This window comes from Bartonella sp. MR30HLJHH, from assembly GCF_042194195.1.
Classification (GTDB): Bacteria; Pseudomonadota; Alphaproteobacteria; order Rhizobiales; family Rhizobiaceae; genus Bartonella; species Bartonella grahamii.
Genome location: NZ_JBHIMO010000004.1, coordinates 56462 through 69731 on the forward strand (window position 1 = coordinate 56462; position 13270 = coordinate 69731).

The window sequence follows — 13270 nt, forward strand, 5'->3', positions numbered from 1 at the left end:
ATGCGTGAAATGATGAGCATGATGAAAAAAGCCAAAGAAATGCAAGAAAAAATGCAGAAGATTCAGGAAGAAATAGCTAATCTGCAAGCTACCGGCACTGCAGGGGGGGGGCTCGTCAATATCACTTTAAATGGCAAAAATATTATAACAGCAATTCAAATAGATCCTTCATTACTCAAACCTGAGGAAGCTGAAATTCTCGAAGATCTCATTATGGCAGCTTATAATGAAGCAAGAACAAAAATCGAAATCGCAATAGAAGAAAAAACCAAAAGTATAACGGCAGGAATACCGCTCCCTTCAGGTTTCAAGCTTCCATTTTAATGAAACGGATTTTTTCCGTGGGACAAAAATATGTCTAAATACATTGCAGGACCTGAGATTGAACGTCTCATTCAGATTTTATCACGTATACCAGGTCTTGGTCCACGTTCAGCGCGTCGTGCTGCGCTTCATCTTATCAAAAAAAAGGAAACATTGCTGGAGCCTTTAGGAGCAGCTATACAAGCAGCTATAGAAAAAGTCGGCATTTGTTCTGTTTGTGGAAATGTCGATACCATTGATCCTTGTTCAATTTGTACAGATTTGCGCCGCGATGATACAACAATCATCGTTGTTGAGGATATTGCTGATCTGTGGGCTCTTGAACGCGCAAAAACTTTAGCCGCACGTTACCATGTATTGGGTGGACGACTCTCCCCCTTAGATGGAATAGGTCCTGACGAACTCAACATTGCCACCTTAATACAACGTGTTGTACAAAATCCTATTACGGAAATTATTCTTGCTGTCAATGCGACTGTCGAAGGTCAAACAACTGCTCACTATATCACCGATCAGCTCTCTAACTTCTCCGTTAAAATTACGCGACTTGCTCATGGTGTGCCTGTAGGAGGTGAGCTTGATTATCTTGATGATGGAACTTTAGCAGCAGCTGTACAAGCACGAACAAATCTTTAAAACTCGCTTCTAATGCCCATTGTCTCTTCTTACTTGCTATTTTTTTATGAGGGAATATTAAAATGTCAAAGAAAAAACTCTCATTTTTGAACGACCTTGGTCCAGGTATTCTATTATGCTTGCTCGTATCTGCCTTAGCTTATGGTTTAGAAGTGATAGAAAAACAGTTTTTCTCAGAAGCGTGGCTTGAAAGCCTTGTTTTGGCAATTCTTTTAGGATCAATTACTCGTAGCTGTTTTAATCTGCCAAAATATTTCCAAAAAGGTATAACCTTTTGTGCAAAAACGCTTCTTGAAATTGCTATTGTTCTTTTAGGGGCAAGCATTAGCATCCATGCAGTTGTTTCAGCCGGTTGGAATTTGCTTGCAAGCATCGTATTCGTTATATTTATAACGATCCTCATTAGTTTTGTTATAGGCAGACTGTTTGGACTTTCTGCAAATTTAGCAATGCTGGTCGCTTGCGGTAATGCCATTTGTGGCAATTCAGCTATCGTTGCAACTGCCCCTGTCATCCATGCTAAACATGAAGATGTAGCGGCAGCAATTGCTTTTACCGCTCTTTTAGGGGTTCTTATTATTTTATTTCTCCCTTTTTTACATCCACTTTTGAATTTATCATTTAACCAATACGGTGTGCTTGCAGGCATGGTTGTTTATGCCGTACCGCAGGTCTTAGCAGCAACAGCGCCAATATCTTTCGTAAGCGTTCAAATTGCAACAATTGTCAAATTGGTGCGGGTTTTAATGTTGGGCCCTGTTATTTTTATCCTATCCATCATTTATCATCGATCAGCACAAACACATTTTCGTCTACACACTCTCGTCCCATGGTTTATCATCGGTTTTATTATCATGATGCTTATTCGTTCAAGCGGACTTATTCCTGAAACGGCGATAAACCCGATTAAACTTATAGCTCAACTGTTCACGATCATTTCAATGGCAGCTTTAGGATTAGGTGTTGATATCCGCTCATTAAAAAAAGCAGGATGGCGCGTTATTTTAGCTTCAACTTCCTCCATACTTCTTCTTGGCGCTTGTAGCCTTATCATGATAGGATTGATTGATCTGAACCATATAACATTTTGAAATATGCATTTATTATTATCTTTTTAACAGAGCATGCAATCAATCCAAAGGTTCACTAATATTAAAAGCAGTTTTTTATAAAACCAGCAAAAGTTCTAAAAACTGCTTATTATTCTATACAAAAAATTGAAAGAGCTGTGATATTAAGTAAAGACTGTCAAATTTGCTTTTCAGTCCGTAATGATTTGCAACGGCGTAGTATTAAAATATGTAACTCATGCAAAACAATGCCATTGCTTTCATCTGCTCTCATTACGCTGAAGTTTTTATATAAAGACTGATAGAATATGCTCTTATTGGGAAAAAATGTGGGGTCATGGCTTTCCCCCTTTTAACTTACTTTTACTTACTATGGAATACAAATGGCATCATCATACTATTTGATAGCTCAAAATGTTTGTGACAATCCTTACATTTAAAAGATTCGTGAAAGGAGTTTTTATTTACACCCTAATTCCGCTTGTAATATACAAGCTAATAACTTTAATTTTTTACCATAAGTAGATTTGAAATAAGAGAATTTTACAATACTCAAGGTCCTCATTCAAAAAGTGAAAACAAGTAAGGATTAAATCAACATCTCGTTCCATCCCATAAAAAGATATTGTTGCTTATTAGCACTAGTAACTTTCTTACAAATGAAATATACGATAATAAAAAGATTAAAAATACAGCAGGACTTTTGTTTATCGTTTTATTCAACTAAAATATTTTTATGCTTATCCTTGCTATAGATACTGCTTCAATTTATTGTGCTGTTGCGCTCATTCGTCATAAATCTGTTATTGCGCGTATCAATGAGCGCATGAACAAAGGGCATGCTGAAAAACTTATTGGGCAGATTACACAAACAATGACACAAGCCAATATGACGCTTGATCAAGTTGAGCGTATTGCTGTCAATATTGGACCTGGATCATTTACTGGTGTACGTGTTGGTGTTGCAACAGCGCGCGCTTTGGCATTAGCACTTGAAATACCTGCTGTTGGAGTAAGTGCTCTTGAAGCGTTAGCAGCACAAGTAATAAACAGTAAAAGTACAGCATCAGCAATTACTGTTGTCATTGAAGCAGGGAGAGAGATGTTCTACCATCAAAATTTTCATAATGATCTCACACCTTTGGGAGCGCCGGGATTAAAAACAATTGAAAATATCCTCGAAGATTTACCCAAAAAAACCCGACTGACCGGCCCAGCGGCTGATATCGTTGTGGAGCATATTAAAAGCCATAAAATAAACGAAAAAATTGTCCTAGAAAAAATCCCCTGCGAAGCGGCTGATATTGTAAACTATGCTTATCTTGCCGCAAACAAACAATCAAAAAATTCTCCTCGCCCACTCTATCTACGCAGTGCTGATGCAAAACAACAAACCAATTTTGCTTTACCACAAAAAAAATAATGCCCAAATTTTCATTGACAAAAAAGATTTTTGGAATTGCTCCGCTACAAGTTAATGATAGTGCTTCACTTCATCAAATTCATCAACATTGTTTTACCCCGTCTTGGGGAAAACAAGCTTTTGATAATTTCTTAACAGATCACTCTATCTTCGGATACAAAGTTTTTCTCATTGATCGCTCTGATCAAATTTTAGGCTTTTGCCTATGCCGTCTCATCCTTGATGAAGCAGAAATCATCACAATTGCTGTTCACCCTCATTATCGTCAACAAGGAATTGGTACCTTTCTTATCGAAAGCACAGTTCACCATCTTCACGACAAAGGCGCTATAAAATTATTCTTGGAAGTAGAAGCCACAAACCTTTCTGCTTTGAACCTTTATCAACGCTTTGAATTTCAAAAAATTTCTGAACGTCTTGCTTACTACCCGTCAAAAAATGGTCGTGGTGATGCAATTATCATGCAAAAAACTTTTAAGCAAATAGATTGAGATTTGTGTAAAAAACATTTACACATGCACCATGAATAAAGTAAATCCTAAAAATACACCTCCTGTTTCTCCGAAAAAGGTTTTTATCAAAACCTATGGATGTCAAATGAATGTTTATGATAGCCAACGGATGATTGATAGTCTCAGTTCGCAAGGCTATGTGACAACACAAATTCCCAATGAGGCCGATCTTATTCTTGTTAATACCTGTCATATTCGTGAAAAAGCAGCAGAAAAACTTTATTCTGATCTCGGTCGTTTGCGCGTTATGCGTCAAGAGCGCACACCTGATAACCCCCTGATGGTTGGTGTAACGGGTTGTGTTGCACAAGCTGAGGGAAGTGAAATCTTGCGCCGTGCTCCAACAGTGGATCTTGTTATTGGTCCGCAAATGTATCATCGCTTGCCAGAATTGTTAGAGAAAGCCAAACAAGGAAAAAAAATTATCGAAACAGACTATGCTGTTGAAGATAAATTTGCTCATTTGCCGCCCCATAATAAACATGCAGTAAGAAAACGAGGTGTTAGCGCATTTTTAACAGTACAGGAAGGTTGCGATAAATTTTGCACTTTTTGTGTTGTGCCCTATACACGCGGTGCCGAAATATCACGATCCGTTGAGCAAATTACTGAAGAAGCCTTTCAACTCATCGAAGCGGGTGTCAAAGAAATTACGCTGCTTGGACAAAATGTCAATGGTTGGCATGGACAAAGTGCTGATGGCAAAACTTGGCGTCTTGGCGATCTTCTTTATCATCTTGCAAAACTCGATGGTTTAAAGCGTTTGCGTTACACAACCAGCCACCCACGTGATATGGATGACAGCCTTATTGCCGCGCATCGAGATCTTGATATGTTAATGCCTTACCTCCATCTTCCTGTTCAATCAGGTTCAGATCGCATCTTAAAAGCTATGAACCGCCAACACAAAAGCTCTCATTATCTTCATCTTATCGAAAAAATTCGAACCGCACGGCCAGATATTGCCTTTTCAGGTGATTTTATTGTAGGGTTTCCAGGAGAAACAGACGAAGACTTTGAAGAAACCATTAAACTTATTCAACAAGTACAGTACAGTTCAGCTTATTCTTTTAAATATTCCCCCCGTCCTGGAACAGTGGGAGCCACAATGAAAAATCATGTTGATGAATCTGTAAAAGATGCCCGCCTTCAACATTTACAAGTCCTTCTCCTTGAGCAACAAAATGCGTTTTTGCGTTCTAAAATTGGTCAAAAAACTGACGTTCTCATCGAAAAACCTGGACGTCACTCAGGGCAAATGGTAGGACGTTCCCCTTGGCTTTTACCTGTTGTCGTAGATACAGAAGCCTCTACAGGTAGTGTAATAGAAATTCATATTAAAAATGCAAGCTCAAACAGTTTTGTTGGTGAAGTGACAAATAGATAAACATACTTTTAAAACCTTGTTCACAATAAATATTTTGGAAAACTCTTTTATTTTAAAAGAAAATGATTACATCTAAGATGTGCACTTCTGTGAAAAAATGTCTTTTATAGAATTTACTTAACAAAACGTGCAATATTTATGTAGATATGGAGAATAGGCTGAAAGCTTCAACCGAAAAAATAAAGCGTATTAAAGAAAAAGTAAATATGTCCCTTGAAAAGGCTGATACCTTGAAACAAACAAGCGCTTCAGATCCGAGCCAAGTTGTTTTGATTTTCGAAAATAATAAATATGCAAAAGCAGTTTTTGGTAAATTTGACGAAAATCTCGCTTATATCGAAAAAAAACTTGAACTTAGTATTCATCCGCGTGGTAATGAAGTCTTAATCCGTGGAAATATTTCTGTTATAAAACGTGCGCAATATGTATTGCAGCAACTTTATGAACGTGCCAAAACACATCAAGAGCTCACTTTATCAGATATAAAAGGAGCGCTTGCTATGGCAAATACACCAAAGAAGCAGAAAGAAGACACAATAACACACAAATCTGCAACGAAACGTATACCAGCACGGTTGAGTACCCATAAAAAAATAATTCATGCAAGAACTCCAACACAAGATGCTTACATACGCGCTATGGAACATACTGAACTTGTGTTTGGTGTAGGACCAGCAGGAACAGGCAAAACGTATCTTGCTGTTGCTCATGCTGCAATGCTTCTAGAACGTGGTATCATTGAGCGAATTATTCTCTCACGTCCGGCTGTTGAAGCTGGAGAACATCTTGGTTTTCTTCCTGGTGATCTCAAGGAAAAAGTCGACCCATATTTACGACCACTTTATGATGCTCTTTATGATATGATGCCCGCTGAAAAAATAGAACGCATTTTAGCTTCTGGTGTCATAGAAATTGCTCCTCTTGCCTTTATGCGCGGACGAACACTTGCCCATGCTGCTGTTATTCTTGATGAGGCACAAAATACTACGCCCATGCAAATGAAAATGTTCCTCACACGTCTTGGAGAAGGAACACGTATGATTGTTACCGGTGACGTAAGCCAAATTGATTTGCCTACAGGGCAAAAATCAGGTCTCATTGAAGCAGTTCGCATTCTTTCAAATGTAGAAAATATTGCGATTGTACATTTTGATGAAAAAGATGTTATACGCCATCCACTTGTTGCTGCTATCGTTCGTGCTTATGATCGCGATTCCGAAATACAAAATAAAAAAAAATCATTCGCATGCGGTGCATTAAAAAATGAATTTGATTCATCATGATTATTATTGATATAATGGTTAAAAGCGCAGGGTGGAATGATGAGAAAATGCTTTATAATATCACTGAAAAAGCATTAATGACAACTATGCATCATGTTTCATTGGCAAATGTTGTAAGCGAGATTAGCCTGCTTTTTACGGATGATGAACATATGGCACAAATCAATGCACAATGGCGCAACAAAAACAAATCTACTAATGTATTATCCTTTCCTGCTTTTCCACTTAAAGCTGGAAATCGACCTGGTCCCATGCTCGGTGATATTATTATTGCGCGAGAAACTGTTGTTCTCGAAGCAGAAAAACAAGGAAAAACATTTCAAGACCATTTAACGCATATGATTATTCATGGTATCTTGCATCTACTTGGCTATGACCATGAAACTGATAATGAAGCATATCAAATGGAAAAGCTCGAAAGAGAAATTCTGCAAAAGCTTTCCATAAAAGATCCTTACGCTGAATTGTCTATAAATGATAAAATTTAACTTTTAAAGTCAATATTACGAGCATACCATTTAAAGCCTCTCATTCACCTAATTATAAAAAGAAAGTTTAGAAGATTTCAAAACCATGACAAACAAAACAAATGCACAAAATAATAGTCAAACATCTTCTAATAATGAAAAAAAAACCTCTCAACAGACGAATCATACAGAAAAATATTCTCTGATGAATCATTTGTTTTCATTTTTACGGGGTCGTAATTGTGTGTCTACATCACTGCGCGATGATCTTACCGTTGCACTCACGACTGACAATGAAAAAGACACTGCCCTCTTCTCACCTGAAGAACGTACTATGTTGCATAATATTTTACGCTTACGTGAAGCACGCGTGGATGATGTTATGATACCACGTTCTGAAATCGAAGCACTGGAAATAAACACTTCACTTGGAGAAACCCTTAAATGTTTCGCAAAAATTGGTCATTCTCGCATACCTGTTTATGCTGAAACTTTGGATGATCCGCGCGGCATGATTCATATCCGCGATATTCTTAACTATATGACTCGCTTTATTGTCAGCCCAACAAAAACCGAACAGAAATCCGATTTTCTTCAATTAAACCATACAGACTTACATACCCCAATCGGTGAATTAGATCTGATCCGAACTGTTCTCTTTGTTCCAAGTTCCATGCTTGCAAGCAAATTATTAACACGAATGCAAACTACACGAACTCAAATGGCTTTAGTTATTGATGAACATGGGGGAACAGATGGTCTCGTTTCAATGGAGGATATTGTTGAATTGGTCGTTGGTGATATCGAAGATGAACATGATAATGTCGACAATGCTATCGTACGTGAACCAAACAATAAATGGCTCGTTGATGCAAGAACTGAACTAGAAGATGTGGAGAAAGCTCTTGGTCCTGATTTTGTCGTAGGGGAATATGGTGATGATGTTGATACGATTGGTGGTTTGATCGTCTCCATTCTTGATCGCATTCCTGCCAAAGGTGAAATTGTCGAAGCTGTACCTGGCTATAGATTTCGTATTTTAGAAGCTGATAAACGTCGGATTAAGCGATTGCGTATTTTTCGCATTCCAAAAAATGAGAATCTTGAGAACAATGCCATCCCTAAAGAATAGTCCAGCGTTTTTAAACAATTTCATCGTTTTTTTGTCCTCTGTTACCGGTTGGAAGCGCCAAGCATGGATATTTCTGTGTGGTGCTCTTACTTCTTTTGCACTTCCACCCTTTTATTTGACACCTCTTTGCTTTTTAACTTTCCCTCTCTTTATTGTTTTACTTGACTCAATACGGGCCGCAAAAAACAATAAAAAACATTTTTTTATTTACGCTTTAAGCTGTGGAACCTTTGGTTTTAGTTATTTTATTTGCGGCCTTTGGTGGTTATGCAATGCTTTGTTAACAGATCCAGATTCTTTTGGTTGGGCAGTCCCATTAGCCATTTTAGTTCCTCCACTCTACCTTTCTCTTTATTGGTTTTTTTCTGGTTTCATTGTTGGTTTATTATGGACAAAAGGAATAGCACGCTTTTTTGTGTTAGCCTTTGCATTAGGATTGTCCGAGTGGTTGCGTGCGTTTTTATTCACAGGATTTCCATGGAATGCTCTCGGCTATACAGCCATGCCAACCCCAATGTTCATGCAATCTGATGCAATCGTTGGACTTTACGGAATGAATATTCTTGCTGTCTTAGCCTACAGTTTGCCAACTGTTTTATTAACAGATGAAAAAAAGAAAGTGGCACTTTCTCTTTGCTTATCACTTATATTCATTCACAGTGGTTTTGGGTTTTATCGTCTTCATACTATAGAAAACACAGCTGAAAATCAAAAAAGTTCTTATTGGGTGCGCATTGTTCAACCTTCCATCCAACAAAATATAAAATTGCATAATAATACACGAGAAGCTGTGTTGGAAGCGCATATGAATCTAAGTGCACTGCCAACAACCGATCAAAATTCAGAACCCGATTTTATCGTATGGCCCGAAGCTTCCGTTCCTTACCTTCTCTATGATAACTCATCCATCACAATGCGCATTGCCTCTCTTTTAAAATCTAAACAATGGGCTATTATCGGAGCAATACGAGCCAGTAATGATCTACCTCATTCCCAAACACAATATTTTAACACAATTGCAGTCATTAATGCTCAAGGTAATATTTTAAATACTTCCGATAAACTTCATTTGGTTCCTTTTGGTGAGTATCTTCCTTATCAGAATTTATTGAAAAAAATTGGATTGCGTACCCTTGCCGATAATATTGGTGGGTATAGTGCTGCAAGCGTGCGTAAAATTGTTACAATGCCAAACGGATTTTCTTATCTACCCTTGATTTGTTATGAAGCAATATTTCCCCATGAAATGACTTTTAAAGGCTCCTCGCCTCAAGCAATTATTAATATTACAAATGATGCATGGTTTGGTGTAACACCAGGACCCTATCAACATCTTCAACAAGCACAACTTCGTGCCGTTGAACTGGGAATTCCCCTCATACGAGCAGCCAATAATGGAATATCAGCTGTTATTGATTCTTATGGACGAATCGTTGTAGCTCTTCAACAAAATGCTGTGGGCATTATTGATTCACAAGTTCCATCATCCATTACCCCTATAGGAAGCAATGAATACAGAACTTTCTCTACTTTTATCTTATTCATCCTTATGCTATTGTGTCGCGTTGGTTTTGGTTCTACAAAACAGCTTAAATGATTCAAGTGCCCTTTGTACGGTATTATGTTGCATTTACCAGTAATATTGGGAAAAAATATTACATATTATTTTAATTATATGATAAATCAGCTGCGCATAAATATGATGTTGGTTTAGAAGAAAAGTGCTGGAAATAAAGAGTTGCATTATGACCGAAACTAGAAAAAAACCTGACCCTATAGATATCTATGTTGGAACTCGTATCCGTTTACGTCGTAATATTTTAGGACTTACTCAAGAGAAACTAGGTGAAAAATTAGGAATTACTTTTCAGCAAATCCAAAAATATGAAAAAGGAACAAACCGTATTGGTGCCAGTCGTCTTCAAGCGATAGCGGAAATTATGGATGTTCCTGTTTCTTACTTTTTTGATAAAGGTATTACCTCCCAACAAGTAGAGGGTTTTGCTGAAAATGATCACAATTTTATAGACTTTTGTTCTAGCAGCGAAGGGATTCAGCTCATGCGCGCTTTTACAAATATATCTGATGCTAAAGTGCGTCGAAAAATTATTGATTTGGCAAAAGCACTTTCTGAGGAAGATTTGACAAATAAGCTATAAATTAAAATTATATCTTTTCTCTTTTATTCATATAAATTTTCATTGACGATTTGCTGTAGAATTAGCAAATCGTGACAACTTTAGTAAGCAATTAATTAAATCGTTGATTTTCTTTTTTGAAGGAGTTCCTATGCCGCATCAAGATTATCTTTTTACGAGCGAATCGGTATCGGAAGGACATCCTGATAAAATTTGTGATCGTATTTCCGATGAAATCGTTGATATGATCTATCAAGAAGCTGAAAAGACTGGTACTGATCCATGGTTAATACGCGTTGCCTGTGAAACTCTCGTCAGTGTCAACCGCGTTGTTATCGCTGGTGAAGTGCGTGTTCCCGATACACTATTAAAAAAAGATAACAATAAAGAATTTATCTATGATGAAACTGGCTTTCCACTCATTAATCCTACGCGTTTTCGTACAGCAGCGCGCCGTGCTATTCGTACCATTGGCTATGAACAAGCAGGATTCCATTGGAAAACTGTTAAAATTGATGTTCTTTTGCGCCCTCAATCAGCTGACATAGCAAGAGGGGTTGATAATGCTACGGATCGGCATGGTGAAGAAGGAGCAGGTGATCAAGGTATTATGTTTGGATATGCTTGCCGTGAAACACCTGATTTCATGCCTGCGCCAATTTATTATGCGCATAGAATTCTCAAACTTCTTGCCGCTGCCCGTCATAAAGGAGAGGGAGAAGTTGGAAAATTAGGACCAGATGCTAAAAGCCAAATAACCATACGCTATAAAAATGGAAAACCGATAGAGGTCACATCCATTGTTCTTTCAACGCAGCACCTCGATGAAAGCTGGGATTCCAACAAGGTACGTACAGTGGTTGAACCTTACATTCGTCAAGCTTTACATGACATTCCCATTGCAGCTCAATGCAGTTGGTATATTAACCCAACAGGAAAATTTGTCATTGGTGGTCCTCAAAGCGATGCCGGATTAACAGGACGCAAAATTATTGTGGATACTTATGGAGGCGCAGCACCCCATGGAGGCGGTGCTTTTTCCGGAAAAGATACAACAAAAGTTGATCGTTCTGCAGCCTATGCGGCACGCTATCTGGCTAAAAATATTGTTGCTGCTCATTTAGCAGAGCGATGCACCATTCAACTCTCTTATGCAATTGGTGTTGCACAACCTTTATCTATTTATCTTAATCTTCATGGAACAGGAAAAGTCGATGAAAAAGTTATTGAAGCAGCCATTCGCAAAATAATGGACCTTTCACCTACCGGAATTCGAAAACATCTTGACCTCAATAAACCTATTTATGCGAAAACAGCTGCCTATGGTCATTTTGGGCGAAAACCAAAACACGATGGTTCGTTTTCATGGGAAAAAACTGACCTTGTGAAAACGCTTCAAACAATGATCCAAATCCCATGATTACATATAATACACGCAAGAGTGAAGCATTTTTTGGACGCCGACAAGGAAAACAACTTCGAAACAGTCAGCTTACACGTATAAAAATGCTTCTCCCCAATTTTAATATTGATTTAAATGTCCCTCCTCCCTCAAACCTTACATCCTTATTTTCAAGCAAAGTAAGAGAAATTCGACTTGAAATCGGCTTTGGTGGAGGTGAACATTTACTTCATGAAATGGAATATTTTCCAAAAACTGGTTTTATCGGCGTCGAGCCCTTTATCAATGGCATGGCAAAAATATTGTTGTCTCTTGAACAGCATCAAAACCATCAAAATCATCTTCGCCTCTATAATGATGATGCTACACGCCTCCTTGATTGGCTCCCTGATAACTCGCTTGATGGAATAGACCTCTTCTATCCTGATCCTTGGCCAAAAAAGAAACACTGGAAACGACGTTTCATCAACATAAAAAATCTTAACCGTTTTGCTCGTGTTCTTAAAATAGGGAAAATTTTTCGCTTTGCTAGCGATATAGACAGTTATGTAAACTGGACTTTGTACCATTGTGCACAACATGATCACTTTGAATGGAAAGCAGAAAGCCCTCAAGACTGGAAACTCCCTTATCCACTATGGAAAGGAACCCGCTATGAAGCGAAAGCTTTACGCGAAGGACGAAAGCCTGCCTATCTTACCTTTATCAAGAAATAAATGATCAAGCGCTTTTCTCATAAACAACTTGAAAAATTTTGAATTTAAGAGTATCAATAGTTAAATTCTTGGTCTTATGATGAAGGGTGGGCCGTTGGACCCGCTCTTTTTTAATATCATAAAACTGATGAAACCAACTTGGATAAAATGTATGAACGAAGCTGAAAAAATAAGCAATCTTGACGAACCACGCCTGTTTGAAGAAGATGGTATCGAAGCACGGATTGCTGCTCTTGTCATACCACTACTTAAACCTTTAGGTTTTCGTTTGGTTCGTGTGAAACTTCTTGGTCAAAATGGTTTAACACTTCAAATTATGGTTGAACGTGCCGATGGTTCTATGACCGTAGAAGATTGTGAAACTGTTAGTCGAACTGTTTCCCCCCTCCTTGATGTACAAAATGTTATTGAACGCAAATATCATTTAGAAATCTCATCACCTGGAATTGATCGTCCATTGGTAAGAAAATCTGACTTTTTTCATTGGCAAGGGCATCTTGCAAAAATTGAAACAAAAATAACAATTGATGGGCGCCGAAAATTTCGCGGGACACTTACAAATATCACGCAAGATGGATTTATTTTAAACACTGATAAAGCTGCTTATGGAGAAGCCATGTATACCCCTATTTCCTTTTGTGATATCATAAATGCGCATTTAGTGCTTACCGATGAGCTTATTCGCGATGCATTGAAAAAAAATAAAGATTTAAGTCAACAATTCATTGCCGAAGAGAAAGCTAACGACTCTATACAGACACTCAATTTCAAAAGATAATA

The 13270-nt window shown here is 37.9% G+C and carries 14 protein-coding genes; all 14 read left to right on the forward strand.

The window, feature by feature from the left end:
* The 14 genes from ACFIKR_RS03860 (at position 1) to rimP (ending at position 13268) form a co-directional block, all read left to right on the forward strand.
* Positions 1-324: a YbaB/EbfC family nucleoid-associated protein gene (locus ACFIKR_RS03860; protein WP_012754643.1), complete on the forward strand. Its 324-nt coding sequence runs from the start codon at positions 1-3 to the stop codon at positions 322-324.
* A gap of 30 nt (positions 325-354) precedes the next feature.
* Positions 355-960 (forward strand): recombination mediator RecR, encoded by a 606-nt coding sequence (recR, locus tag ACFIKR_RS03865; protein WP_012754642.1) that lies wholly within the window; start codon positions 355-357, stop codon positions 958-960.
* 62 nt (positions 961-1022) lie between these two features.
* Positions 1023-2051: a YeiH family protein gene (locus ACFIKR_RS03870; RefSeq protein WP_375658905.1), complete on the forward strand. Its 1029-nt coding sequence runs from the start codon at positions 1023-1025 to the stop codon at positions 2049-2051.
* Positions 2052-2766: 715 nt separating this feature from the next.
* Positions 2767-3453 carry a tRNA (adenosine(37)-N6)-threonylcarbamoyltransferase complex dimerization subunit type 1 TsaB gene (tsaB, locus tag ACFIKR_RS03875; protein WP_375658906.1) on the forward strand — a complete coding sequence of 229 codons (687 nt, stop codon included), beginning with the start codon at positions 2767-2769 and terminating at the stop codon, positions 3451-3453.
* Positions 3453-3944 (forward strand): ribosomal protein S18-alanine N-acetyltransferase, encoded by a 492-nt coding sequence (gene rimI / locus ACFIKR_RS03880; RefSeq protein ID WP_375658907.1) that lies wholly within the window; start codon positions 3453-3455, stop codon positions 3942-3944. The genes tsaB and rimI overlap by 1 nt, the downstream gene beginning before the upstream one ends.
* Before the next feature lie 31 nt (positions 3945-3975).
* Positions 3976-5352, forward strand: coding sequence for a tRNA (N6-isopentenyl adenosine(37)-C2)-methylthiotransferase MiaB (miaB, locus tag ACFIKR_RS03885; protein WP_375658908.1), 1377 nt, complete (start codon positions 3976-3978; stop codon positions 5350-5352).
* 158 nt (positions 5353-5510) lie between these two features.
* Positions 5511-6635, forward strand: a complete 1125-nt coding sequence (locus ACFIKR_RS03890; RefSeq protein ID WP_375658962.1) for a PhoH family protein — start codon at positions 5511-5513, stop codon at positions 6633-6635.
* Positions 6632-7123 (forward strand): rRNA maturation RNase YbeY, encoded by a 492-nt coding sequence (gene ybeY, locus ACFIKR_RS03895; RefSeq protein WP_375658909.1) that lies wholly within the window; start codon positions 6632-6634, stop codon positions 7121-7123. The genes ACFIKR_RS03890 and ybeY overlap by 4 nt, the downstream gene beginning before the upstream one ends.
* An 85-nt stretch (positions 7124-7208) precedes the next feature.
* The gene (locus tag ACFIKR_RS03900; protein WP_375658910.1) at positions 7209-8234 is read left to right on the forward strand and encodes a hemolysin family protein; all 1026 of its coding nucleotides are present in this window, start codon (positions 7209-7211) and stop codon (positions 8232-8234) included.
* Positions 8197-9831 carry an apolipoprotein N-acyltransferase gene (lnt, locus tag ACFIKR_RS03905; protein WP_375658911.1) on the forward strand — a complete coding sequence of 545 codons (1635 nt, stop codon included), beginning with the start codon at positions 8197-8199 and terminating at the stop codon, positions 9829-9831. Before ACFIKR_RS03900 ends, lnt begins: the two co-directional genes overlap by 38 nt.
* A gap of 148 nt (positions 9832-9979) precedes the next feature.
* The gene (locus ACFIKR_RS03910) at positions 9980-10393 is read left to right on the forward strand and encodes a helix-turn-helix transcriptional regulator (protein ID WP_330168649.1); all 414 of its coding nucleotides are present in this window, start codon (positions 9980-9982) and stop codon (positions 10391-10393) included.
* Positions 10394-10523: 130 nt separating this feature from the next.
* On the forward strand, positions 10524-11792 hold the full coding sequence (gene metK / locus ACFIKR_RS03915; RefSeq protein WP_375658912.1) for a methionine adenosyltransferase: 1269 nt from the start codon (positions 10524-10526) through the stop codon (positions 11790-11792).
* Positions 11789-12490 (forward strand): tRNA (guanine(46)-N(7))-methyltransferase TrmB, encoded by a 702-nt coding sequence (locus tag ACFIKR_RS03920; protein ID WP_375658913.1) that lies wholly within the window; start codon positions 11789-11791, stop codon positions 12488-12490. Before metK ends, ACFIKR_RS03920 begins: the two co-directional genes overlap by 4 nt.
* A 127-nt stretch (positions 12491-12617) precedes the next feature.
* A complete protein-coding gene (rimP, locus tag ACFIKR_RS03925; RefSeq protein WP_375658963.1) occupies positions 12618-13268 on the forward strand; it encodes a ribosome maturation factor RimP in 651 nt (216 codons plus the stop codon).
* The last annotated feature ends 2 nt before the right edge of the window (positions 13269-13270 follow it).

Bases quoted from the DNA above. Each gene is read 5' to 3' on its own strand.
- ACFIKR_RS03860 (WP_012754643.1), top strand. From the start codon at position 1: ATGCGTGAAATGATGAGCATGATGAAAAAAGCCAAAGAAATGCAAGAA.
- recR (WP_012754642.1), top strand. From the start codon at position 355: ATGTCTAAATACATTGCAGGACCTGAGATTGAACGTCTCATTCAGATT.
- ACFIKR_RS03870 (WP_375658905.1), top strand. From the start codon at position 1,023: ATGTCAAAGAAAAAACTCTCATTTTTGAACGACCTTGGTCCAGGTATT.
- tsaB (WP_375658906.1), top strand. From the start codon at position 2,767: ATGCTTATCCTTGCTATAGATACTGCTTCAATTTATTGTGCTGTTGCG.
- rimI (WP_375658907.1), top strand. From the start codon at position 3,453: ATGCCCAAATTTTCATTGACAAAAAAGATTTTTGGAATTGCTCCGCTA.
- miaB (WP_375658908.1), top strand. From the start codon at position 3,976: ATGAATAAAGTAAATCCTAAAAATACACCTCCTGTTTCTCCGAAAAAG.
- ybeY (WP_375658909.1), top strand. From the start codon at position 6,632: ATGATTATTATTGATATAATGGTTAAAAGCGCAGGGTGGAATGATGAG.
- ACFIKR_RS03900 (WP_375658910.1), top strand. From the start codon at position 7,209: ATGACAAACAAAACAAATGCACAAAATAATAGTCAAACATCTTCTAAT.
- lnt (WP_375658911.1), top strand. From the start codon at position 8,197: ATGAGAATCTTGAGAACAATGCCATCCCTAAAGAATAGTCCAGCGTTT.
- ACFIKR_RS03910 (WP_330168649.1), top strand. From the start codon at position 9,980: ATGACCGAAACTAGAAAAAAACCTGACCCTATAGATATCTATGTTGGA.
- metK (WP_375658912.1), top strand. From the start codon at position 10,524: ATGCCGCATCAAGATTATCTTTTTACGAGCGAATCGGTATCGGAAGGA.
- ACFIKR_RS03920 (WP_375658913.1), top strand. From the start codon at position 11,789: ATGATTACATATAATACACGCAAGAGTGAAGCATTTTTTGGACGCCGA.
- rimP (WP_375658963.1), top strand. From the start codon at position 12,618: ATGAAACCAACTTGGATAAAATGTATGAACGAAGCTGAAAAAATAAGC.